This window comes from Streptomyces sp. NPDC057287 (assembly GCF_042667905.1).
Taxonomy (GTDB): Bacteria; Actinomycetota; Actinomycetes; order Streptomycetales; family Streptomycetaceae; genus Streptomyces.
The window spans coordinates 285,655-308,323 of record NZ_JBHUYV010000010.1 but is presented as its reverse complement, the minus strand read 5'-3'; the positions used below and the strand labels follow the sequence as shown (position 1 = coordinate 308,323).

Annotated in this window: 23 protein-coding genes; 17 read left to right on the top strand and 6 right to left on the bottom strand. The window is 72.0% G+C overall.

Annotation, left to right across the window (positions count from 1 at the left end):
- Nucleotides 1-41: 41 nt before the first annotated feature.
- The 5 genes from ACFUNE_RS21530 (at nt 42) to ACFUNE_RS21510 (ending at nt 5,367) form a co-directional block, all read left to right on the top strand.
- Nucleotides 42-1,205, top strand: coding sequence for an ROK family glucokinase (locus ACFUNE_RS21530; RefSeq protein WP_329234917.1), 1,164 nt, complete (start codon nt 42-44; stop codon nt 1,203-1,205).
- 75 nt (nt 1,206-1,280) lie between these two features.
- Complete coding sequence (locus ACFUNE_RS21525; protein ID WP_383570215.1) at nt 1,281-1,970, top strand: hypothetical protein; 690 nt, start codon at nt 1,281-1,283, stop codon at nt 1,968-1,970.
- Nucleotides 1,971-2,630: 660 nt separating this feature from the next.
- Nucleotides 2,631-3,893 carry an alpha/beta fold hydrolase gene (locus tag ACFUNE_RS21520; RefSeq protein ID WP_383570324.1) on the top strand — a complete coding sequence of 421 codons (1,263 nt, stop codon included), beginning with the start codon at nt 2,631-2,633 and terminating at the stop codon, nt 3,891-3,893.
- A 12-nt stretch (nt 3,894-3,905) separates the two neighbouring features.
- Nucleotides 3,906-4,553, top strand: a complete 648-nt coding sequence (locus ACFUNE_RS21515) for an MBL fold metallo-hydrolase (protein ID WP_383570212.1) — start codon at nt 3,906-3,908, stop codon at nt 4,551-4,553.
- A 34-nt stretch (nt 4,554-4,587) separates the two neighbouring features.
- Nucleotides 4,588-5,367 carry an exodeoxyribonuclease III gene (locus ACFUNE_RS21510; RefSeq protein WP_383570209.1) on the top strand — a complete coding sequence of 260 codons (780 nt, stop codon included), beginning with the start codon at nt 4,588-4,590 and terminating at the stop codon, nt 5,365-5,367.
- A gap of 195 nt (nt 5,368-5,562) precedes the next feature.
- On the opposite strand, the gene ACFUNE_RS21505 is transcribed toward ACFUNE_RS21510, so the two are convergent.
- A complete protein-coding gene (locus tag ACFUNE_RS21505; protein WP_383570206.1) occupies nt 5,563-6,342 on the bottom strand; it encodes an SDR family NAD(P)-dependent oxidoreductase in 780 nt (259 codons plus the stop codon).
- Between the two features lie 108 nt (nt 6,343-6,450).
- Between ACFUNE_RS21505 and ACFUNE_RS21500 the strand changes: the two genes are divergently transcribed.
- From ACFUNE_RS21500 to ACFUNE_RS21480, 5 genes are all read left to right on the top strand, one after another.
- A complete protein-coding gene (locus ACFUNE_RS21500; RefSeq protein ID WP_383570203.1) occupies nt 6,451-6,912 on the top strand; it encodes a DUF6278 family protein in 462 nt (153 codons plus the stop codon).
- Nucleotides 6,913-7,014: 102 nt separating this feature from the next.
- The gene (locus ACFUNE_RS21495; protein WP_329234935.1) at nt 7,015-7,758 is read left to right on the top strand and encodes an amino acid ABC transporter ATP-binding protein; all 744 of its coding nucleotides are present in this window, start codon (nt 7,015-7,017) and stop codon (nt 7,756-7,758) included.
- Nucleotides 7,759-7,769: 11 nt separating this feature from the next.
- A complete protein-coding gene (locus tag ACFUNE_RS21490) occupies nt 7,770-8,684 on the top strand; it encodes a glutamate ABC transporter substrate-binding protein (RefSeq protein WP_383570199.1) in 915 nt (304 codons plus the stop codon).
- A gap of 16 nt (nt 8,685-8,700) precedes the next feature.
- Entirely contained in the window at nt 8,701-9,345 is a 645-nt protein-coding gene (locus tag ACFUNE_RS21485; protein WP_383570196.1) for an amino acid ABC transporter permease, read from the top strand.
- Nucleotides 9,342-10,214 (top strand): amino acid ABC transporter permease, encoded by an 873-nt coding sequence (locus tag ACFUNE_RS21480; protein WP_383570193.1) that lies wholly within the window; start codon nt 9,342-9,344, stop codon nt 10,212-10,214. Before ACFUNE_RS21485 ends, ACFUNE_RS21480 begins: the two co-directional genes overlap by 4 nt.
- A gap of 425 nt (nt 10,215-10,639) precedes the next feature.
- Here the strand turns inward: ACFUNE_RS21480 and ACFUNE_RS21475 are convergent, their stop codons facing one another.
- The 4 genes from ACFUNE_RS21475 to ACFUNE_RS21460 form a co-directional block, all read right to left on the bottom strand.
- Nucleotides 10,640-11,251 carry a TetR-like C-terminal domain-containing protein gene (locus ACFUNE_RS21475; RefSeq protein WP_383570190.1) on the bottom strand — a complete coding sequence of 204 codons (612 nt, stop codon included), beginning with the start codon at nt 11,249-11,251 and terminating at the stop codon, nt 10,640-10,642.
- Nucleotides 11,163-12,662, bottom strand: a complete 1,500-nt coding sequence (gene proP / locus ACFUNE_RS21470; RefSeq protein WP_383570321.1) for a glycine betaine/L-proline transporter ProP — start codon at nt 12,660-12,662, stop codon at nt 11,163-11,165. Before proP ends, ACFUNE_RS21475 begins: the two co-directional genes overlap by 89 nt.
- A gap of 346 nt (nt 12,663-13,008) precedes the next feature.
- Nucleotides 13,009-13,344: a UBP-type zinc finger domain-containing protein gene (locus ACFUNE_RS21465; RefSeq protein WP_383570187.1), complete on the bottom strand. Its 336-nt coding sequence runs from the start codon at nt 13,342-13,344 to the stop codon at nt 13,009-13,011.
- A 305-nt stretch (nt 13,345-13,649) separates the two neighbouring features.
- Complete coding sequence (locus ACFUNE_RS21460) at nt 13,650-14,000, bottom strand: hypothetical protein (RefSeq protein WP_383570318.1); 351 nt, start codon at nt 13,998-14,000, stop codon at nt 13,650-13,652.
- Between the two features lie 312 nt (nt 14,001-14,312).
- On the opposite strand from ACFUNE_RS21460, the gene ggt reads away from it, so the two are divergent.
- The 4 genes from ggt to ACFUNE_RS21440 all read left to right on the top strand — a co-directional run bounded on the left by ggt (nt 14,313) and on the right by ACFUNE_RS21440 (nt 19,077).
- The gene (ggt, locus tag ACFUNE_RS21455; RefSeq protein ID WP_383570184.1) at nt 14,313-16,118 is read left to right on the top strand and encodes a gamma-glutamyltransferase; all 1,806 of its coding nucleotides are present in this window, start codon (nt 14,313-14,315) and stop codon (nt 16,116-16,118) included.
- A gap of 142 nt (nt 16,119-16,260) precedes the next feature.
- Nucleotides 16,261-16,950, top strand: coding sequence for a glycoside hydrolase family 75 protein (locus tag ACFUNE_RS21450; protein WP_383570181.1), 690 nt, complete (start codon nt 16,261-16,263; stop codon nt 16,948-16,950).
- A 236-nt stretch (nt 16,951-17,186) separates the two neighbouring features.
- Nucleotides 17,187-17,567, top strand: a complete 381-nt coding sequence (locus tag ACFUNE_RS21445; RefSeq protein ID WP_383570178.1) for a PPOX class F420-dependent oxidoreductase — start codon at nt 17,187-17,189, stop codon at nt 17,565-17,567.
- 133 nt (nt 17,568-17,700) lie between these two features.
- Nucleotides 17,701-19,077 carry a hypothetical protein gene (locus ACFUNE_RS21440; protein WP_383570175.1) on the top strand — a complete coding sequence of 459 codons (1,377 nt, stop codon included), beginning with the start codon at nt 17,701-17,703 and terminating at the stop codon, nt 19,075-19,077.
- A 107-nt stretch (nt 19,078-19,184) separates the two neighbouring features.
- On the opposite strand, the gene ACFUNE_RS21435 is transcribed toward ACFUNE_RS21440, so the two are convergent.
- On the bottom strand, nt 19,185-19,904 hold the full coding sequence (locus ACFUNE_RS21435; protein ID WP_383570172.1) for a hypothetical protein: 720 nt from the start codon (nt 19,902-19,904) through the stop codon (nt 19,185-19,187).
- A gap of 943 nt (nt 19,905-20,847) precedes the next feature.
- Between ACFUNE_RS21435 and ACFUNE_RS21430 the strand changes: the two genes are divergently transcribed.
- Genes ACFUNE_RS21430 through ACFUNE_RS21420 form a run of 3 tightly spaced genes read left to right on the top strand, consistent with a single transcriptional unit; the run spans nt 20,848 to nt 22,669 of the window.
- Nucleotides 20,848-21,030 carry a hypothetical protein gene (locus ACFUNE_RS21430; RefSeq protein ID WP_376379219.1) on the top strand — a complete coding sequence of 61 codons (183 nt, stop codon included), beginning with the start codon at nt 20,848-20,850 and terminating at the stop codon, nt 21,028-21,030.
- Nucleotides 21,027-21,752 carry a hypothetical protein gene (locus ACFUNE_RS21425; RefSeq protein ID WP_383570169.1) on the top strand — a complete coding sequence of 242 codons (726 nt, stop codon included), beginning with the start codon at nt 21,027-21,029 and terminating at the stop codon, nt 21,750-21,752. The genes ACFUNE_RS21430 and ACFUNE_RS21425 overlap by 4 nt, the downstream gene beginning before the upstream one ends.
- The gene (locus ACFUNE_RS21420; protein ID WP_383570166.1) at nt 21,749-22,669 is read left to right on the top strand and encodes a DUF6895 family protein; all 921 of its coding nucleotides are present in this window, start codon (nt 21,749-21,751) and stop codon (nt 22,667-22,669) included. The genes ACFUNE_RS21425 and ACFUNE_RS21420 overlap by 4 nt, the downstream gene beginning before the upstream one ends.

The following is a 22,669-nucleotide window of genomic DNA, read 5'->3' as shown; positions in this document are numbered from 1 at the left end:
CGGACGGACCACCGACCGGCCCCCCGACCTGCGCAGGGACGATGAGCACGTACCGCGACTTCACACACCGCGGCTCCGCCCGCGCCACCGTCCTGCGGACCGTCGGCACCAGGGAGCGGCGCTCGCACCTCACGGCGCCCCGGGTCCCCACCGTCGGCATCGACATCGGCGGGACGAAGGTGATGGCCGGCGTCGTCGACGCCGACGGCAACATCCTGGAGACCCTGAAGACCGAGACGCCGGACAAGTCCAAGAGCCCCAAGGTCGTCGAGGACACCATCGTCGAACTGGTCCTGGACCTCTCCGACCGGCACGACGTGCACGCCGTCGGCATCGGTGCGGCGGGCTGGGTCGACGCGGACCGTTCCAAGGTGCTGTTCGCCCCGCACCTCGCGTGGCGCGACGAACCCCTCCGCGACGCCATCGCCTCCCGGCTGGTGGTCCCGGTGATGGTCGACAACGACGCGAACACGGCGGCCTGGGCGGAGTGGCGCTTCGGAGCGGGCCGCGGCGAGGACCACCTCGTCATGATCACGCTGGGAACCGGCATCGGCGGCGCGATCCTCGAGGACGGGCACGTCAAGCGCGGGAAGTACGGCGTCGCGGGTGAGTTCGGCCACATGCAGGTGGTGCCCGGCGGGCACCGCTGCCCGTGCGGCAACCGCGGATGCTGGGAGCAGTACAGCTCGGGCAACGCCCTCGTGCGCGAGGCCAGGGAACTGGCCGCGGCGGACTCCCCGGTGGCGCACGGCATCATCGAGCGGGTCAAGGGCAACATCCCCGACATCACCGGACCGCTCATCACCGAACTGGCCCGGGAGGGCGACGCCATGTGCGTCGAGCTCCTCCAGGACATCGGCCAGTGGCTCGGCGTCGGTATCGCCAACCTCGCGGCCGCCCTGGACCCCTCCTGCTTCGTCATCGGCGGTGGCGTCAGCGCGGCCGACGACCTGCTGATCGGTCCCGCCAGGGACGCCTTCAAGCGCCACCTCACGGGCCGCGGATACCGCCCCGAGGCCCGGATCGCGAAGGCGCAGCTCGGCCCCGAGGCGGGTATGGTCGGCGCCGCCGACCTGGCCCGCCTGGTCGCCCGCAGGTTCCGGCGGACCAACCGCCGCCGGGTCGAGCGCTACGAGCGGTACGCGCAGTTCTACGACCAGGCCGCGAGCACCATCCGGAACACCCGCAGCACCCGAACCGACTGACCCGTGGGCCGCGCGCCGCGGCACCCGGCCCACCCGCACTCCGTTCCGTACCGCAGCTTCGAGGGATCACCGACCATGACCGCAGCCGAGCAGAACATCGTGCCGCGCCAGCCCCCTTCGTCCGGCTCCTCCGGCTCCCCGGAGACGCCCGGTACCCCCGGCTCGACGGGAGCCGCCGGCCCTGCGGGCCCCTCCGGCCCCGGCGGTTCCTCCTCCGGAGACGGTGACGGGACCCCTCCGCAGGACCGGCGCAAGGTGGTCCGTCGGCGGCTGATCACGCTGACGATCATCGTGCTGCTCATCGGCATCCCGGCGGGCTACCTGGTGATCTCCGCCGGGCAGAGCCGCCGCTCCGGCAAGGACAAGGAGGCCGAGGCCTCCGCCCAGGGACTGCGCGAGGACTGGCCGTCCGGGATGCAGCGCAGGATCTTCGAGCTGCCCATTCCGGGCAATGCGACCGGAGTCCAGTACTACGAGACGAACAACTGGAAAGCCAGCCGGATGTACGTGAAGTTCCGTACGACGTCCGCAGGGCTCGACCGCTTCCTGAGCGGCGTCGGGACCGGCCGGGCCGCGCTGGAGACCGGCAAGGTGACCATCGCCGAGCGGGACCTCAAGATCACCGGATGGTACTTCGGACCGGGCGTCGACTGGGCGGGAACGGTCCACAAGAACGAGAAGCCGCGCCCCACCCAGAACATCACCGTCAACATGACCGATCCGGGGGCGCCGGTCGTCTACGTGGTCTCTGCGGCGACCCCCTGACGGGGAGCGGACAGCCCGCTCATTACCCTGGAGCGAGTGAGTGAAGTGAGCGAGACGACCCCGCAGCCCGCCCGGCCCCCGCGGACGGCCAACCCCGAGCCCCTGCAGGGCGAGGTGATCCGACAGCTGCCCGCGGACCCCGGCCCCGTGCCGGGACCGTACGTTCATGCCCCCCAGTCCGCGGGCGTCCAGCCGCCGCGGACGGCCGCGGCGACTCCGCAGCAGGCGTCCGGCCGGCCCCCGCACCAGGCTTCCGTACCGCCGCCGCAGCCGGGGGCGTACGACACGCAGCCGGTGGCGGGAGCGTACGAGGGACAGCCCCAGCCGGTGCCGGGGACGTACGAGGCCCAGCCGCAGCCGGGGGCGTACGACACGCAGCCGCAGCCGGTGGCGGGAGCGTACGAGGCCCCGCCGCAGCCGGGACAGCACGCCGCCCGGCCGCCGTCGCAGCCCGGACCGCAGTACGGCCGGCAGCCCTCTCAGCAGTACGCCCAGCCGCAGCACGCGCAACCGGTGCCGGCGCAGCCGTACGCTCCGCCCGCGCCGCAGCACGCCCAGCCGCAGGCTCCCCGGCAGCCCCAGGACCACCGCGCCGCGCAGCCGGCCGGAGGCCCGGCGCCGCAGCCCGTCCCCGGGCCGCAGGCGCCGTCGGCCGGCCGGCTGCTCCAGTACCGCTTCGACGGGCCCGAGGACGCCCCGGTCCTGGTGATCGGCCCCTCCCTCGGCACCACCTGGCACATGTGGGACCGCCAGATACCCGAGCTGTCGCAGCACTGGCGCATCTTCCGGTACGACCTCCCGGGGCACGGCGGGGCCCCCGCGCACCCCGCCGTCGCGGTCACCGACCTCGCCGACCGTCTCCTCGCCACGCTGGACAGCGTCGGTGTGCAGCGCTTCGGGTACGCGGGCTGCGCCATCGGCGGCGCCGTCGGGGCCGACCTCGCCCTGCGGCACCCGCACCGGGTCGCCGCCCTGGCACTCGTCGCCGCGTCGCCGCGTTTCGGCAGTGCCGACGAGTTCCGCCAGCGCGGGGTGATCGTCCGCAGCAACGGCCTGGAGCCGATCGCGCGCACCTCCCCGGAACGCTGGTTCACCCCCGGCTTCGCCGCCGCCCAGCCGGCCATCGTCGAGTGGGCCGTCCAGATGGTCCGCACCACCGACCCCGGCTGCTACATCGCGTCCTGCGAGGCCCTGGCCGCCTTCGACATCCGCACGGAACTGCCCCGCATCGGCGTGCCGACCCTCGTCCTGGTCGGCGCGGAGGACAAGGTCACCGGCCCCGCCGAGGCCCGGACCCTGGTCGCCGGCATCCCGGACGCCCGGCTCGCCCTCGTGCCGGGCGCCAGCCATCTGGCCCCGGTCGAGCAGCCGGGCGCCGTCACCGACCTGCTGCTCATGCACTTCTCGACGTCCTGGCAGGACACCCAGGCGTCGATCCCCGTACCGCCGTCCCCGGGTTTCGCCGCGCCGTTCGCACCGGTCGTCCCCGTGGCCGAGATCGCTTCCGCGATCGAGGTGCCCGACACCTCCTCCACCGGCCGCAGTGACCGCTACGACCGGGGGATGAAGGTCCGGCGGGAGGTACTGGGCGACGCCCACGTGGATGCCGAGACGGCCGCCTCCGACGGCTTCACCGACGACTTCCAGGAGCTCCTCACCCGCTACGCCTGGGGCGAGATCTGGAGCCGGGAGGGGCTCGACCGCAGGGCCCGCAGCTGTGTCTCCCTCACCGCGGTCGTCGCCTCCGGACATCTGGGCGGCCTCGCCCAGCACGTCAGGGCGGCCCTGCGCAACGGCCTCACCCCCGTCGAGATCAAGGAGGTGCTGCTGCAGACGGCCGTCTACTGCGGCGTCCCCGCGGCAGGTGCGGCGTTCGAGATCGCGCAGTCCGTGATCCAGGAGGAAACCACGCCGCCCGCGTAGCAGGATGGTGGCATGAACGCTTCGCCTCTCACCCTCACGAAGAAGACCCACTCCTGCGTCCGCATCGAGCGGAACGGGCAGTCGCTCGTCATCGACCCCGGCGGATTCACCGAGGACGACGCCGCGGTCGGTGCCGACGCGATCCTGGTGACGCACGAGCACCCCGACCACTTCGACGAGGCCCGGCTGCGCGCCGGCCTGGAGGCCAACCCGGCCGCCCAGGTGTGGACGCTGCGGAGCGTGGCCGAGCAGCTGTCGGCCGCGTTCCCGGGGCGCGTGCACACGGTCGGCCACGGCGACACCTTCACCGCCGCCGGGTTCGACGTCCAGGTGCACGGCGAACTGCACGCGGTGATCCATCCGGACATCCCGCGGATCACCAACATCGGTTTCCTGGTGGACGGTTCCGTCTTCCACCCGGGCGACGCGCTCACGGTGCCCGACCACCCCGTGGACACGCTGATGCTGCCGGTCATGGCTCCCTGGAGCAAGCTCTCGGAGGTCATCGACTACGTACGCGAGGTGAAGCCGCGCCGGGCGATCGACATCCACGACGCCCTGCTCACCGACCTCGCCCGTCCGATCTACGACACGCAGATCGGCGCCCTGGGCGGGACGGACCACGGCAGGCTGACGCCGGGCGACGCGACCCGTCTCTGACCCCGCTGTCAGTGGGAGCGGTTAGGTTGAGTGCATGCGCATCGCTACCTGGAACGTCAATTCCGTCACCGCCCGGCTTCCGAGGCTGCTGGCCTGGCTGGAGAGCAGCGGCACCGACGTGCTGTGCCTCCAGGAGACCAAGTGCACCCTGGAGCAGTTCCCCGCCGAAGCGCTGCGCGAGGCGGGCTACGAGTCCGCGGTCAACGCCACGGGCCGGTGGAACGGCGTCGCGCTGCTCTCCCGCGTGGGCCTCACGGACGTCGTGACGGGCCTGCCGGACGGCCCGGAGTACGAGGGCGTGCAGGAGCCGAGGGCCGTCTCGGCGACCTGCGGGGGCGCGCGCGTCTGGTCCGTCTACGTCCCCAACGGCCGCGAGGTCGCCCACGACCACTACGCCTACAAGCTGCGCTGGCTGGAGGCCCTGAGGAAGTCCGTCGCGGCGGACGCGGCCGGGGCGCTGCCGTTCGCGGTCCTCGGCGACTTCAACATCGCGCCGACCGACGAGGACGTCTGGGACCCCGCGGAGTTCGTGGACTCCACCCATGTCACTCCCGCCGAGCGGGCCGCCCTCGCCGCGCTGCGCGAGGAAGGGCTCCTCGACTTGGTGCCGCGCCCCCTCAAGTACGACCACCCGTACACCTACTGGGACTACCGCCAGCTGCGCTTCCCGAAGAACAAGGGCATGCGCATCGACCTCGTCTACGGCAACGCCCCCTTCCAGGCAGCGGTCAAGGACAGCTACGTCGACCGCGAGGAGCGCAAGGGCAAGGGAGCCTCGGACCACGCCCCGGTGGTCGTGGACCTCGATATCTGAGGAGCCGGCCGCGCAGGCAAGGGGCGCCAACTCCCGCATTCGACAGCTGGGGTGCGTGCATCGAGCGTCCGGCGCGCAGGCCGGACCGTGGTGCGGCGGTGGCACCGTGTCTCCCTCGCAGACCTCGCTCTCGGGTGCCCGTACGTGCGGATGCCGCCCCCTGTCCGGGGCGGCATCCTGCGTCTCCGCACCGGCTCAGTGCACGGAGAAACCGCCGTCGACGAAGATCGACTGGCCTGTGACGTAGGCCGAGGCCCTGCTCGCCAGGAACACCGCGGCCCCCGCGAAGTCCTCGGCCAGTCCGTTGCGCCCCACCATCGTGCGCGCGGCGAGGGCGGCCACCCGCTCCGGGTCCGACGACAGCCGTTGATTGAGCGGCGTCATCACGAAGCCCGGGACCAGGGTGTTGCAGGTGACACCCCGCGGCGACCAGGCCTCGGCCTGCGAGCGGGCCAGGGACTCCAGCGCGCCCTTGGAGACCCCGTACGCACCGCTCTGCACGAACGCCCGGTGCGCCTGCTGGGAGGTGATGTGGATGATCCGGCCGAATCCGCGCTCGGCCATTCCCGGTCCGAACCGGCGGCCCAGCAGATGGGGCGCCTTGAGGTTCACCGTCATCGTGGTGTCCCAGACGTCCTCGTCGAGTTCGTCCATCGGCGGCCGCAGGTTGACGCCCGCGCAGTTGACGAGGATGTCCGGTTCGCCGAACGCGGCCGCGGCTTCGTCACCCGCCGCTCGCACACCCTCGCCGGTACCGAGATCGGCGCTCACCCAGGCCGCCCGGCAGCCGTCGGCGGTGAGTTCGTCCACGGTCCGCGCGAGTTCCGCCTCCCTGCGGGCCACGACCACCACCTTCGCGCCCGCGTGAGCCAGTGCGTCCGTGATGCCCCGGCCGATGCCGGAACTGCCGCCGGTCACCACGGCGACCCGGCCTTCCAGGGAGAAGAGTTCGGAGAGATAGTTCTGCGACGTCATCCCCGTACCTTAGATAGATGGCCGGATCATGTACGGCGTGGGTCCCGGAACCGGTACAGTCGCGCGCCCTGCGGTGCGGAACGCTCCAGGGGTGGGATCCTTGGTGGCATGAACATCCCTTTCCTGGACAACTGGCGTAAGCGCACGGGCGGTACGCGGGAGGCAGCTCTCGCTGCCGCCGTCGAGACCGATCCGGACGGCGTGGCCGAGCTGTTCGCGGAATGCGAGCTGCTGCGTGCCCGCGCGGCGCAGTGCGGCCTCGAACTCGACGACAGTCCCGCCTCGTTGTCCGCGCTCGACCAGCTGCCGCCCATCTGGCGCGACGACCCGGAGGAGCTCCCCTGGGTGGGCAACGACGCCGGCCTCTACCTTGGCACCGTGCTGGTGCGCACCGTCACCGGGGCCGCCTGGGACATCCTCGCGGGCGGAAAGCCGGTGGTGCGACTGTCGTCGGGGCGCGAGATCGATGTGGTCGCCGCCGGTCTGGACTGGGCGATGTCGGGCAGCCCCGAGCTCTCGGAGATGTACGCGGAGTCGGCGGAGAGCGGCCCCGAGGCCAAAACGCGATAAGAAGCCTTATGTGCCGCCGGTGCGTGTCGCCCCCGGCGCGCGTGCCCACCCCGGATAGTTTGCGCTGACCTCGACACAAGCGATAAGTGGGTAGGGCAGCGTATGGCCGTCGATCCGTTGATCGAGCTGCGGGACGTCAACAAGCACTTCGGGACGTTGCACGTGCTGCAGGACATCAATCTCACCGTCGGCCGCGGGGAGGTGGTGGTGGTCATCGGCCCCTCCGGATCGGGCAAATCAACGCTCTGCCGGACCATCAACAGACTCGAGACGATCGAGTCCGGCTACATCGCCATCGATGGGAAACCGCTCCCCGAGGAGGGGAAGGGACTCGCGGAGCTCCGGGCCGAAGTGGGCATGGTGTTCCAGTCGTTCAACCTCTTCGCCCACAAGACCGTGCTGGCGAACGTCTCGCTCGCCCAGCTCAAGGTCCGCAGGCGCAAGAAGGACGAGGCCGACCAGCGCTCCCGGGAACTGCTGGAGCGCGTCGGGCTGGCCTCGCAGGCGGACAAGTTCCCCGCCCAGCTCTCCGGCGGCCAGCAGCAGCGCGTCGCCATCGCCCGCGCCCTCGCCATGGACCCCAAGGCGCTCCTCTTCGACGAACCCACCTCCGCGCTCGACCCGGAGATGATCAACGAGGTCCTCGAAGTCATGCAACAGCTGGCCCGCGAGGGCATGACCATGGTGGTCGTCACGCACGAGATGGGCTTCGCCCGGTCCGCCGCCAACCGCGTGGTCTTCATGTCCGACGGACGCATCGTGGAGGACCGCACCCCGGAGGACTTCTTCACCGCTCCGGAGAGCGATCGCGCCAAGGACTTCCTGTCCAAGATCCTCAAGCACTGACAGGGGGCACCGTGTTGCGCACGAAGAACATCGCGGCCGTGCTGGCCTGTCTCCTGATCGCCGCGCTCGCCGCCGGCTGCGGAAGAGAGGGCAGCCCGCCGGTCAAGGGGCCGAAGGCGGAGGCGCTGCCCCAGTACACGGTCGACACCGGCTTCCAGCTGCCGGAATCGAAGACGTGGAAGAAGGCCAAGCGCCGTGGCCACCTCGTCGTCGGCGCCAAGGAGGACCAGCCCTACCTCGGCGAGAAGGATCCCGCGACAGGCGTCTACTCCGGCTTCGACATCGAGATCGCCCGCATGATGGCCGCCTCGCTCGGCTTCGAGCCGGACACGATCCGCTTCCGGACCATCGCCTCCGCCAACCGCGAGACGGCGCTGCAGAACGGGCAGATCGACTACTACGTCGGCACCTACACGATCAACGACATGCGCAAGAAGCTCGTCGGCTTCGCCGGTCCCTACTACATGGCCGGGCAGGGCCTGCTGGTGCGTGCGGACGAGAACGACATCAAGGGCCCGCAGGACCTGGCGGGCAAGACGGTCTGCTCGGCCGCCGGATCCACCCCGTACCAGCGCATCGCCGCCGACTACCCCGAGGCGGACCTCGTCGCCTACGACACGTACTCGATCTGCGTCGACAACCTGCTGACCTTCCAGGTGGACGCCGTCACCACGGACGACGCCATCCTGCTCGGGTTCGCGGCCAAGGCGCCGGAAGAGATGAAGGTGGTCGGCAAACCCTTCTCCGAGGAGCCGTACGGCATCGGCGTCCCGCGCAGCGACAACGCGCTGCGCTTCGCGCTCGACGACGCCCTGGAGGCCAACGAGAAGAACGGCAACTGGAGGAAGGCCTTCGAGGCGACCCTCGGGCTCTCCGGAGTGCCCGCTCCGAAACCCCCGCCCATCGACCGCTACCCGGCGAACTGAGGGGCCGGCCACCACCATGGACGTACTGACAGACAATTTCTCGCTCTACGGCAAGGGCTTCCTCGGCACCCTCGAACTGACCGTATACGCCTCGATCCTCGCGCTGTTGCTCGGCTTCGTCATGGCGTCCTTCCGGGTCGCCCCCGTCGGCTCGCTCCGGGTGATCGGCACGGTCTGGGTCGCGGTGCTCCGCAACACCCCGCTGACCCTGCTGTTCTTCGCCGTGCTGCTCGGTCTGCCGCGCTTCGGCCTGGTCCTGCCCTTCCAGGTCTTCGCGGTCCTGGCGCTCGGCTGCTACACCTCGGCCTTCATCTGCGAGGCCCTGCGGTCGGGCATCAACACCGTGCCCACGGGCCAGGGCGAGGCCGCCCGCAGCCTCGGCATGTCCTTCAGTCAGACCCTGGGCAACGTGGTGCTGCCCCAGGCCTTCCGGTCGGTGATCCCGCCGGTGGGATCGACGCTCATCGCACTCGCCAAGAACTCGGCGATCGCCGGGGCCTTCAGCGTCACCGAGCTGCTGGGCACGTACAAGACCCTCAACGAACTCGGGTACAGCATCATCTGGTCCTTCGTATGGATCGCCGTCGGATACCTGATCATCACCCTCGCCATCAGCGCGCTCTTCAACGTGTTGGAGAAGCGCTGGGGAGTCGCCCGATGACCCACGCCACCGCCTCCGCCACCGCGCTGTACGACATCCCCGGGCCCGCGACCCGCAAGCGGCACTTCCTCTACGGGGTCGCCTCGACCGTCGTGATCCTCGCGCTGTTCGGCTGGATCCTCTACCTGCTCTTCGACACCGACCAGTTCACCAGCGCGAAGTGGACCCCCTTCACGTACAAGGGCATCCAGGAACTGCTGCTGCGCGGGCTCGGCAACACCCTCAAGGCCTTCGCCTACGCGGCGGTCCTCTCCCTGGCCCTCGGGGCGGTCCTCGCCGTGGGGCGGCTCTCCGACCACCGGCCGGTGCGCTGGATCGCGACCCTGCTGGTCGAGTTCTTCCGCGCGATGCCCGTGCTGGTGATGATCTTCTTCATCTTCGTCGCGCTCAAGGTCCAGCCGCTGCCGGCACTCGTCGCAGGACTGACCCTCTACAACGGCTCCGTGCTCGCGGAGGTCTTCCGTACCGGGATCAACTCCGTGGAGCGGGGCCAGCGGGAGGCGGCCTACGCGCTGGGCATGCGCAAGACCCAGGTCACCACCCACGTCCTGGCCCCGCAGGCGGTCCGGGCGATGCTCCCCACCATCATCAGCCAGCTGGTGGTGGCGCTGAAGGACACCTCGCTCGGCTATCTGATCACCTACGAGGAGTTCCTCCACGCCGGCAAGCTGATCGCGTCGAACCTCGACTACGACCTGCCGTTCATCCCCGTGGTCATGGTGATCTCGCCCATCTACATCGGCATGTGCATGCTGCTCTCCTGGTTCGCCACCTGGGTGGCCAGACGGCAGCGGCGCAATCCGAAGACGGAGGGGACGGGCGTGGCCAACGCCGAACCGGGAACGGTGCTGCCGGGCCACCTGCGGTAGCTGCCGGCGAGTCCGTCCGGCAGCAGCCGGTGATCACTCCTCCTGCCGTGCGACCGGGATGCGACCCGTGTCGTCTCCGGTGGAGGAGAAGGTCAGCTGCGTGCCGGCCGGTCGCGGCAGGAACGAGGACCGGCTAGGGGCCACACGGTGGGAGGCGACCGGCCTGGCCCCCTGTGGGCGCGGAGCACGCTCCGCGCCCACAGGGGGAGACCCTCCCGCACCGGTCCGTGGAGTGGTGAGGGGGCGTTGCCGAACAGTCCGCCGGGCAGGGCGGCACCACGTCGACCGGACGGGCGACGAGGGTGCCGCCCTGCCGCGTGGCAGGCTCGTCCGCTGCCGACGGCTCAAGCGACGCTACGAACGCGAGAGCGACCGCCTCCCGGGCCTCGCCGGCATCGCTCGCACTCTCATCTGTTGCCGCCGGCTCACCGAAGGAGCTGGCGCCGTAGGAAGTTGTCGACGAGCAGGTCGGTGAATGCCCGGTCGACGGGGTCCCCGGTGACCAGGACGCGGTGGTAGACCGGCCCCACGAGCTGGTCGACCTCGGCCACCGTGTCGAGGTGTGCCGGGAGTTCGCCGCGTTGAACCGCCCTTTCCAGGGGGAGCCGATCGCGGCGGCGCTGCTCATCGAGATACCGGGCGCGCAGGACGGTGGCGAACGCGGGGTCGTGCTGTGCGTGGCCGAGCAGTGCGGTGAAGACGGCACCCGCGTCGGACAGCGTGAGAAATCGGGCCAGCTGGTGCAGGTGGGCGCGCAGATCTCCGGCCAGGTCGCCGAGACCGGTCTGGACGACCTGGTCACCGTCCTCGAAGGCGACGCCCGTGACACCCTCCCCGAAGTGGACGGCACGGTGGACTTCCTGCTGCTCGACGGCTGGAAGGACCTGTGCCTGCCCGTGCTGCGCAGCTGCCGCCTCTGAGGTGGTGACGGAGTTCCGTCCGAAATGGTCAGTCAGGGCCGCGGTCGTGCCACAGATTCCGTACCCGTAGCCAGAGATCGCGCGCTTGCCGCCCTGCGGCCGTGCGGCTGTGTGCAACCAGCTGGCGGGCCTGCTGCGGTGTCTCCACCATCGGGCCGGAACCTCGCAGGGGCCGTCCCGCTGTCTCGTGCAGGAAGAACGTGGACACGAGACCGATCACCCCGGCCACCATGAGGTAGTAGGCGGGCACCATCTCGTTGCCGGTCGCTTCCACCAGGCCGGCGGCGAACAGCGGGGTGGTGCCGCCGAAGAGCGAGACGGAGATGTTGAAGGCGATCGACAGAGCTCCGTACCGCAGCCGGGTGGGGAAGAGGGCCGGCAGCGTGGAGGCCGCCGTACCGGCGAAACAGACGAGGAGCAGACCGAGGAGCGCACAGCCGAGTGCGGGCAGCAGGATCCCGCCCTGCCGGATCAGCAGGAAGGCGGGCGCGGCCAATGCGATCAGCGCCACGCTGCCCAGCATGAACACGGGCCGGCGGCCCCAGCGGTCCGAGGTGCGGCCGACAGTGGTGATCGTCAGCACGACCAGCAGCATCGTGCCGAGCACAAGGAGCTGTGAGGTGGTCTCCGGTTCGCCGAGCGTCTGGGACATGTAGGTGGGAAGGTATGACGTCACCATGTAGTTCGTGACGTTGTACAGCAGCACCAGGCCCATGCAGATGAGGATGGCCTCCCAGTGCTCGGTGAAGATCTCCTTGAGCCGGCCCTTCCCTGACTGGCGGGCTTCCTCCACCGGGTCATCGGCAAGCGCCTCGGCCTGGGCCGTCTCCTCCCTCTGGAAGGCTGGGGTCTCCTCCAGTTTGAGCCGCATGTACAGCCCGATCAGGCCCATCGGGCCTGCGATGAAGAAGGGGATCCGCCAGCCCCAGTCCGTCATCCCGTCGGTGCCGAGAGCGGCGGTGAGAACCGTGACGAGTCCGGAGCCCAGCGAATAGCCGACGAAGGTGCCGAAGTCGAGCCAGCTGCCCAGAAACCCACGACGCTTGTCGGGGGCGTACTCGGCGATGTACGTCGTGGCACCGGCGTATTCTCCGCCGGTGGAGAAACCTTGCACCAAGCGGCACACCAGAAGCAGTAACGGGGCGGCGAAGCCGACCGCCGCGTAGGTGGGCAGGAAGCCGACGGCGAAGGTGCTCGCCGCCATCATGATCATGGTGATGGCCAGGACCTTCTGGCGCCCCACGCGGTCGCCCAGCGGCCCGAAGACCAGCCCGCCGAGCGGGCGGACCAGGAAAGCCGCCGCGAACGTCGCGAACGTCGACACCACCTGGGCGCCCGGCGAGCTGGAGGGGAAGAACACCTTGCCGAGCGTTCCGGCCAGGTAGGCGTAGACCCCGAAGTCGAACCACTCCATCGTGTTGCCAAGTGCTGCCGCTGTGACGGCGCGACGGACCTTCGGTGGATCCGTGACGGTGATGTCCTCCTCACGGAACGACTTTTTCCGCCGCCGGATGGTGCTTCGGATCAGGCGCTCCACGGCGACATGGTTGCTCCCGCGCGGGGAGGTCCGACCCCGCCGTGCCGGTCCGGCCATTCGTCCGCTCCGCTCCGCTTGCCCGGGCCGCCCGTCGCTGTGGGGCCGGACGTCCCGGAGTACCAGCGCCTCCGATTCTGGGCCGACCGCCCGAGGCCGACCTCTCGGGTGGAGCGCACGAGTGACGGACGGCGCTGTTGCTCGTCGTCCGCTCTCACAGCGGCTCAGACGTTCGTGGGCGAGCGGGTCGGAAACCGTGCGGGGGAGGGGCCGACCGCCGTCCGGGCTGCGAACGACGGTGACTCCCGCCGCCGAGTGGCCGGGAGCTCATCACGTGCGGTCACACGGCGCGGCCGTCGTCGTCCACAGGGAGCAGGAAGAGCTCGTCCTCGTAGCACCAGGCCCATACGTCACCGGGGCGCATCGAGCGGGCCAGAGGGTGACCGCCGTTCCGGGCATGGCTGTAGGCGTGCTGACCTGCCGAACTGTCGCTGCACCCGACGTGCCCGCAGGTGAGACAGCGCAGCAGGCTCACGAACGGGGCACCCGCACGGCAGTCGTCGCAGGCAAGGGTGCCTCCCCGCTCAGGCACGTCCGCGTCCGCGTCCGCGTCCGCGTGTGCGCAGCGCCGGCGGTCCAGCGCGCCTGCGTCCGGCGCCACTTTCCATGCGGCCATGCGGCCCGTCCCCAGATCGTAGAGGTGCCGCCGAGCGGTACCGGCTGCTCCTGCCGTGGTCATGCTGCCCGACCCGCGGGTCGAACGGTCCGGCCGGACCGTCGGGTCCACCGCTCGGGGGGCCGGTACCGAGCACCATGCGTGTCAGCGTAGACGGGCGGGCGGGCCTGCGCGGTGCAGAACGCAGTTCGCCGCCGCCCCCGTGGGGCGGCATCCACACGGTGACGTCATCGGGCATGCCCGACACGCGGTCCTCGCCCCACTACCCGGGAGCGGTCGGACCGGCCGCCGCGCCATCCGGACGTTCATCCTCCCGCAAGCCCTTCGTCCGCGTCGTCCCTACGGGCGGCTTCCAGCTCGGCAGCACCCTTCGTCCAGCGCTCGCACCGCTCCGCCGGGGACTGGTCCCACCACGGGGTGCCGCGCTCGCCGAGTGCCACCTTCGCCGTCTGCACCCTGCTCCGGGCAGCCCGCTCCGCGGCCTCGTCCTCGGCCCGGCGCGCAGCGCCCACCGCACGCCGCGCCGACATGAGGTGACGGCGCAGTCCCGCGGCGATGTCCTCGGGAATCCCGGGGTCCGTCGCCCGCCACCGGCGGCCCTTCACCACGATGTACCGGCCGTCGGGCGTTCGTTCCGGCTGTGTCGGTGATTCCATCCGGCTCATGCTGCCCCGTGCCGGGCGGAGGCGCCGTGCGGCCACGCGGACCGCGAGCAGGCACTCGGAGTCCTCGGGGAGCCCGAAGTGGGCCTGCCGGCGGCGGAGTCTGCGGCGCCAGAGGCGCGTACGGGCGGACCCGGCCCAGGGCGGCGCTGATCCCGGCACTGTGAGACCGAGCACGATGGTGCGTACGTCGTCATTCATGAGCGGGCATATCAGCGGTCCGTACGGACCGCTGGCCGAGGCGGTCCTGACGGTGCGGCCGGTGCGGCGTTACCCTGCGCGGACGATCCTTCACTGGAGGTACGGATGCGTCGTTCCGTCGGCCGGAATGTGTCGTTCCCAATCGTGATCGCCGTCATCGGCTCGCTCGGTGCCGCGGCCCCCGCGGCCTCGGCACCGCCCGTGCCACCCCCCAAGTCGCCGGTGGCGGTGGGATACGGGGGAGCCGTGTCGAGCGTCGACGCGGACGCCTCGGCGGCCGGGATCGAGGTCCTCCGCAAGGGAGGCAACGCCGTTGACGCGGCAGTCGCCACCGCCGCCGCGCTGGGAGTCACCGAGCCGTACTCGGCGGGAATCGGGGGCGGCGGGTACTTCGTGCACTACGACGCCAGGACGGGCAGGGTACAGACCGTCGACGGGCGCGAGACCGCACCGCGCAGCGCGGACTCCTCGCTCTTCCTGGAGAACGGGAAGCCGATCGCGTTCAACGACGCCGTCACCAGCGGTCTGGGGGTCGGGACCCCCGGCACGCCCGCCACCTGGGAGAAGGCGCTCGACGCCTGGGGCAGCAAGCCGCTGGCACGGCTGCTCGAACCGGCTGAGCGGCTGGCCCGTGACGGCTTCGTCGTCGACGAGACCTTCCGCTCCCAGACCGCGTCCAACCAGGCCCGGTTCGCCGACTTCCCCGCCACGTCCGAACTCTTCCTCCCGGGCGGTCAGTTGCCGGTGACGGGATCGGTGTTCAAGAATCCCGACCTCGCCCGTACGTACAGGACGCTCGGCCGCGAGGGGATCGACGAGCTGTACCGGGGCGACCTGGCGAGGGACATCGTCTCGACGGTACGGAAGCCGCCCGTCGACCCGGCGGCCACGCGCGTGGTGCGCCCCGGAGACCTGACGGCCGCGGACCTGAAGGCGTACCGTGCGCTCGGCCGGGCCCCGACGAGGACCGGCTACCGGGGCCTCGACGTGTACGGCATCGCACCGTCCTCGTCCGGGGGCACGAGTGTGGGTGAGGCCCTCAACATCCTCGAGTCGACGGACCTCTCGAAGGCGAGCGGCACGCAGTACCTGCACCGCCTCATCGAGGCGAGCCGGATCGCGTTCGCCGACCGGGGGCGCTGGGTCGGCGACCCGGCGTTCGAGGACGTGCCGACGCGGGAGCTGCTCAGCCAGCGCTTCGCCGACTCGCGTGAGTGCCTCATCAAGGACGACGCGGTGCTCACCAGCCCGCTCGCCCCCGGCGACCCGCGCGACCCGGCCCGCTGCGCCACCGCGGGCAAGGCCGCCCCGACGACGTACGAGGGTGAGAACACGACGCACCTGACCACCGCCGACAAGTGGGGCAACGTCGTCGCGTACACCCTGACGATCGAGTCGACGGGCGGCAGCGGCATCACGGTGCCGGGCCGGGGATTCCTGCTCAACAACGAGCTGACCGACTTCTCCTTCGCACCGGCGAACCCGGCGGTGCACGATCCGAACCTGCCCGGCCCGGCCAAGCGCCCGCGGTCGTCGATCTCGCCGACCATCGTGCTGGAGCACGGGAAGCCCGTCCTGGCGCTCGGATCGCCGGGCGGCGCCACCATCATCACCACCGTCCTGCAGTCGCTGACCGGGCACCTGGACCGAGGGCTGCCGCTGGTCGACGCGATCGCCGCGCCGCGCGCCAGCCAGCGCAACTCGGCCACGACCGAGATCGAGCCGGGGCTGTGGGACAGCCCGGTGCGCGGGCAGCTGGAAGCCCTCGGGCACGTGTTCAAGGCGAACCCCGAGATCGGGGCCGCCACCGGCGTCCAGCGACTGCCCGGCGGACGCTGGCTCGCGGCTGCCGAAAAGGTGCGGCGGGGAGGTGGCTCGGCCATGGTGGTGCATCCGAGCGGCCGTTCCTGACGGTTCGCCGCGTGCACGGGCCTCGGGGCCGGTACGACGCTCCCACGCGTCGTGCCGGCCCCTGGCCGTGACGCGGTACGGCCGCATCGGCAAGGGAGGGTCCGTCAGGGCCCTCCGCGTCCAGTGAAAGGGCATCCCCACGGTGCGTACCCGAACGCTCGCCCTAGCCGCGGCCTCAGGCGCCGCCGTCCTCGCCGCCGCGGCCCTTCCCGCGTCGGCCGAGTCCTCCGCCGGCGGCCCGGCCGAGGTCGCGGTCGGCGCCGCCGAGCTCCTGGCGCACGTGGAGACCTGCAACCGGATCTCCCACGGGATGTACCGGACGGACCAGGGCACCCCGGCGGACATCCCCGTGTGCGGGACCGGGGAAGCCGTGTTCTGGAAGGCGGACATGGACATCGACTGCGACGGGAGGACCACCGCCGTCTGCAACAAGAAGACCGATCCGTCCTTCCAGCCGCAGACGGCGTTCCAGACGTCGGCCGGCAAGCACCTGGACGCCGGCAAGCTGCCGTACATCGTCGTGCCGGGCCCCGGGCCGATCTGGAAGTACGCCGGGTCCGGTATCAAGGGAGGGAGCGTGGCCGCGGTCATCCACGGGGGGAAGGTCGAGTACGCCGTGGTCGGGGACACGGGCCCCACGGGGATCATCGGGGAGGCGTCCTACGCGACGGCCCGAGCGCTCGGGATCGACCCCGACCCCAGGACGGGCGGGGCGGCGTCAGGTGTCACCTACATCCTCTTCCGGAACTCCGAGGTGTCTCCCATCGAGGACCACGCGGCCGCCGTCGCGGAAGGCGAGGCACTGGCCCGGAAGTTCCTCGCGGGAGGCTGACGCGGGGCGGGGCCGTCGGAGCGGGGTCGCGATGCGGGGGCCGAAGGAGGCGGCAGCCACCGCGGTCCGGTGAGCCGGCTGCCTCGGCGTGCGGGTCCCGGCTGCCGTCACTCGTCCGGAGGATCCGGTCGTCCGGTCCGGGCCGGATCCGTCCTGGCCCCCGCGGTCGGCTCCGGCTCGATGGCCGGCACGGGGCGAGCTCCCGCCCACGGCACGGGCCGAGTAGGGTCGCGCCCGTGACTCTCCAGGATTTCGCCCGCAGTGAGTACGTCAGCCTGACCACGTACCGGAAGGACGGCACGCCCGTCGCCACGCCTGTCTGGGCCGCGGCCGACGGCGACGTGCTGTACGTCTGGACCCGGTCGGACTCCTGGAAGGTGAAGCGGCTGCGCAACGACAGTCGGGTCCGCGTCACCGTCTGCGACGTCCGCGGCCGGATCGACGAGGGGGCGCCGAGTGCCGAGGGGACGGCCCGGCTGCTCGACCGCGACGGGACCGTCGCGGTGCGCAAGGTGCTCGCCCGCAAGTACACGTGGAAGTTCTGGCTCGTGGACTGGCCCGCCATGGTCGTACGGCTCGGGAAGCGGCCCCACACGGGGATCGCCGTCACTCTCTGACGGGGTGCGCCCGGGAGGGCGCACTCCGGCCGCACCACGCCGGAAAAGCCCGCGTAGTCCGTACGTAACACGCCTGCGGTCCAATGCCCGGCGGACTGGAATGTCCCAGTCCCGGGCGACCGGTGAGGCGACGGTGACAGTGGATCAGCATGCTCCGGAAGTAAGGGCGTTCGCGCAGTACCTACGAGACCTGGCTGCCCTGCTCGATCCCGGGCGGGGTTGGTACGGGGTCTTCCGCGCACGCGACCCCGAGGGCATGCGCGCCTGCTTCGACGGCGCCGAGGTGCCGCCCTGGGACGTGGTCGAGTCGCTGCTCCAGGACCTCGCCGCGGTGCGTGGCACAGCGTTCGCCGCGCGGGAATCCATAAGGGCCGCCGCGCTGTGCGCCGCTTCGGCGGCCGCGCACGACGCCCGCCCGGGCGGGCGGCAGGCACTCGTCGACCGGCTGGGCGTGATGCTCCAGGAACAGTCCTACGCGGCTCGCCGGATGCGGGCCGCCGGTGAGGGCGGGGGTGGCACGCCGGGCGGGGAGACGGATGCCCTGGCCTGGGCGCGGGACGACCACACCCGGGCCACCGCCCGGTGCGCGGAGCTGCGCGACCGGCTGGCGGCGGTCGAGGGGATGGCGCCGGAGGGCTGGTTCCGGCCCCAGGAGGAGGGGAGTGCGCCGGCGGGCGCCGGACCGTCGGTTCCCGCGCCGCGCCGCCCGGCCGAATCGGAATCCGCCGGCGTACGCCTCGGCCCGGGCGAGGCGCGTGGCACGTCCTCCGCCGCTCCCAAGCGAAGGAAGGCGCGTGGAGCGCGCTTCGCCGGCCTGGACAGCGCGGACGAGGCTGACGCGAACCCGTTGCCGCCGACCGCACCCGTGCTGCCGGCCCCGTCGTCGGCTGTCGCCGCTCCGCGCGGCGCCCGCTTCGGCGGCGTACGGGCCGAGGACGGCCCGGCGCGGGTTCCGCGGGCCGCGGCGGAGACCGATCCCGCCGCACGCCGGGCTGCCGAGGACACGGTGGCGGTGCTGGTGCGGCTGCGCGCGGAGGGCCGCACCGGTGAGGCGCACGTCGTGCTCTGCGAGGCCGCAGGCCGGCCCGCGGACCACCTGCCGGTCCTCGCCGTGGCCCTTCACGGGGCCGGTCTTGCCGCCGACTGGGCGACCCTGCTGTGGGAGGTGTCCTCCCTGCCGCCCGCCGAACTCGCCGCCGCCGCAGGTGCGCTGGCCGCCGCGGGCCGCGCGGACGACTGCGGGCAACTGCTCCGCCAGGGGGTGGCCCGGCCCGCCGGTGAGATCGCCGATGCGGTCGTCGCCCTCGACCGTGCGGGACTGGAGCCGGAGGCACGGGCGCTGCTGGGCGCCTTCGTCCGTGTTCGGACTCCGCAGGACGCGGCTCGCATCGCTCAGGGAGGGCCCCGCCACCTCGTGCCCCAACTGCTCGCCGCGGCACGCGAGGTGTCCGCGGCCCGGGAGTGGGACCTGGTCCACGCGCTCCGGGTGGCGGGGATCTCGGCGCCGTAGACACGCCGCCCGCACGGCACCGGCCCGGCCGGACGCGCCGTGGGTGCTGCGCGTACCTGGCGGGCCGGTGCGGTGCGGGCCGACCGGTGGGGGCGCGGGACGACCGGTCAGCGTCCGCCCAGGAGACCGCCGAGCAGACCCCCGACCAGGTCCCCGAGGAGGCCGCCGCTCGGGGACGCCCCCTCGTGCTCCGGGTCCTGGGCGCCGTCACTGCCGTCGGCAGGCGTCTCCGGTCCGGTGCTTGCCTTCGGAGGGGTGGAGGGCTCTGCCGCGGAGGAACCGCCGCCGCCCGCGCCCTGGGTGGGCTGCCCGGAGGTGCCGGATACCGGGGCCCTGGGGGGTGTGGCAGCGGGCGCGGCGTCCACCGCGGGGATGTGGGGCGGGCCGGGGGAGGCGCGGAGGGGTTCAGGGGCGGCGCCCCCGGACGGCCCGACTGCGGGGAGCGCTCCGGGGCCCGGCAGCCCGTCGGACGTCTCGGCGGCCGGGGAGGCCGACCGGCCGCCGTCCGGGGTCGGCGTCGGCCGCGGTCCTGATTCGTGGTCCAGGCCCATGGCCCGGGGCAGCCGCAGAAAGGGTGCGCTGGAATCGCTCCCGATCAGCGTGGCGACCAGAGTCGCGGCGTAGCAGGCACAGCAGAGCGCGGCGATGGTTCCCACCCGGCGCCAGGTGCGGCTGCGCCGTCCGGTCAGGTCGACGAAGACGGGCCCGCTGGACGGGGCGGGAGCGCGGGGGGCGGGCCGGCTGCCGGCCGATGTCCCACCGTGCGGTGGAGAGTCCTTGACGTTCCTCCGGCCTCCGCCGGCCGTGGGGCTCGCGGTGCGGAGCACGTCCGTGGGCCCTTCGGCCGCGGGCCCCGTGCCCGTGCTTCCATCGACCGCGGGCCCTGCGTCCGTCCTCGTTTCGGCTGCCGGCCCTCCGCCCGCGCTTCCTTCACCCATGACGCTTTCGCCCGTGACGCTTTCGCCCGTGACGCTTTCGCCCGTGACGCTTTCGCCCGTGACGCCTTCACCCGTGGTGGCCAAGGCCCGTTTCTTGCGGTGTTCCCGTACGTCGTTCGCTGGTGCACTGCCTATGCCCACGTATGTCTCCACTTCTGTCGGCCTGCCGGACCGCATGCCCGCAGGGCCCGTCCACTGCCGGATCCACGTCACTCCGGTGCCGAGGAGGTCCGGCAACCGCGCCGGAATGATGCCGACCCACCACCGGTTCGGATCCAACAGCCGTACGGATTGGTCTGGTTGACCGGAAATCCGAACAACTTCCCATCACGGTCCCGGGTCGCGGGGAGGTCCTGCGGTGACCTGCGTCCGCCGGATCCACCGGGCGGATCCGGTTCTCGCCCATCACTCTCCCCGGTCTCGGGGCAGCAAGGGCGCCCCTCGCATGAACCAGCCTCATTTCAGGCCGACTTGGTGTCCATCTGCGCGCCCCGCGGGGGCGTCCGGCCCGGTGGAGTGATCCGTGCGCGGGGTGGTGCAGCGGCCGGCCTCCACGCCCTGTCGGTTCGTGGAGGTCCGCCTCGACCGACGCTGTCCGGAGGCCGCGGGCCGGCGTGCGCTCCTGGGCGGGTCTTACGGCGCCCGTCCCTTTCTGCGGTGCACGCCGGGGTGGGTGGGTCAGGGTGCCGTCCGCCCGCTCTCCGGGTCCTGTGGCCCATGCACAGGGCCAGTCCACACGGACTTGCGGAGAGAATTTCCGGCCGACCCTTTAGGGTCGGTCGAGGCATAACCACACAAGTGGTACATGTCCCCCCAGTGATGTGGAGGCACCATGCTTACCCAGGAGATCACTCTCACAGCGACCCCGGCGCAGACCACCACGCTCAGCGCCCTGATGGCGGAGCCCGAGGCGGTCGTCAGCGACGCCCCGCTCTACACCCCCGAGGCCGCGGGCTTCCTGCTCGCACTCCTCCTCCTGTCTCCCAAGGAGCCGAAGGAGCCCCGGGGCAAGTGAGTTCCCACTCCGCATTCGCCGAGGCGGCCGACGCCCTGGCAGCAAGTGTCCTCGGTGCCCTCGTCGGCACCGGGGGCGCTGTGCAGCTGGCGCGGTTCGTCGACGACGCCCCCGACACCCTCGCGGCGCTGGCCGCCGTCCGGGTCCTGGGGGCCGACGTCTTCAGCCCACACCTCCTGGCAGGCCAGGCGTTCGATCCGCAGGACGCGGCCGTCGTCGTCAAGGCTTTCGACGCCTTCCCCGCGTCCGACACCGCGGAGGAGGCGACGGTCGCCCGGCGCGACCACGCGACCGCGGTCCTGCTCGCCCGGCTCTCCGGTGACGGGACCATGCGCGAGCTCGCCCCCGAGCCGGCCGGAGACGCGCTCGCCGGCACCGGGGAATGGAGCGCCTGGTCCGTCCGGATGGCCCAGCTCGCACCCCTGGCCACGATCGGTCTCGACGGCCCGGTGCACGAGGCCGCCCGGAGCGGGGCCCTTCCGCTTGGCCGGGGAGTCAGCCGGTCGATCCTGCGCCGTGACTTCCCCACCGCCGGACGCCTCGTCCGCTGGCTGGCCTGGCTGCGGCACGAGGGCGCCGCCCTGCCCCTGGACCCGGACATCGTCGTGGAGCACGTGCACCTCGTGGGCGGGGCGGGCCCGCGCGCCGCCCTCGACCTGGCGATCGCACGCCACTTCCTCGAACAGCGGCCGGGTACGGCCCCTAAGGCGGCACGCACATGACGACGATCCCCGAGCCGGTCACCCGGGCGGCCCGCAGCATGGCGGACCGTGCCCTCTCGTGGCTGCACGCCAACCGGGACCTGGGCGGTCTTCCGCCCGGCACCACCGAGACGATGGCCGACCCCGACAGCGTCTACAAACCCCTGGGGGAGACCACGCTCGCGGCCTCCCTCATCCTGCGGGACGGCGTCGCCGGGCCAGGACGCCTGGCCGCCGCCCAGAGCCTGATGGACTTCACCTGGGAGCAGTTCCGGCACGGCGACATGATCTACGAACGCCAGCTCCGCCACACGCTGATGACGGACCCGCTGGAGATGTACGCCCCCTTCGTGCGCTGCGGCTACCGGCACGCGGAGCTCGACCGGCTCCTCGCACACCGGTCCCGTATGCGGTCGGTCGGCAGCGTCGAGGTGCTGCCGAACCGGCGGCTCGCCGTCGCCAACGCCGCCCGTGTCGCCGGCCTGGACCACACCGAGGACCTGAACGCCCTGGCGGCCGCCACCTGGCTCGGTGCGCGGCCGGAGCCGTGGGCCATCAACTGGATCACGGCCTACGCCATGACCCACACGGTCTTCCACCTCACCGACTGGGGCGGGAACCCGGGCGGACTTCCGCCCGAGCTCGCCGACTACGTACGCACCTGGCTCCCCGTGTGGATCGACGTCTGGCGGGAGGTGGGCCAGTGGGACCTCGTGACGGAACTCCTCGTCGTGGGGGCCTCGATCGAGGACCCGTACTGCCGGCCGGAGGACTGGGAGGCCCTCGCCGCGCTCCAGCACGAGGACGGACTCGTCCCCCGGGACAGCGACCCCGTGGACGACGACCCCCAGCAGCGGTTCACGGACCATCAGCACACGGTCGTCGTCGCAGCCGTCGCCGGGTCGATCGCGCTCGCCCGGGCGGCTGGGCAGGGGTGA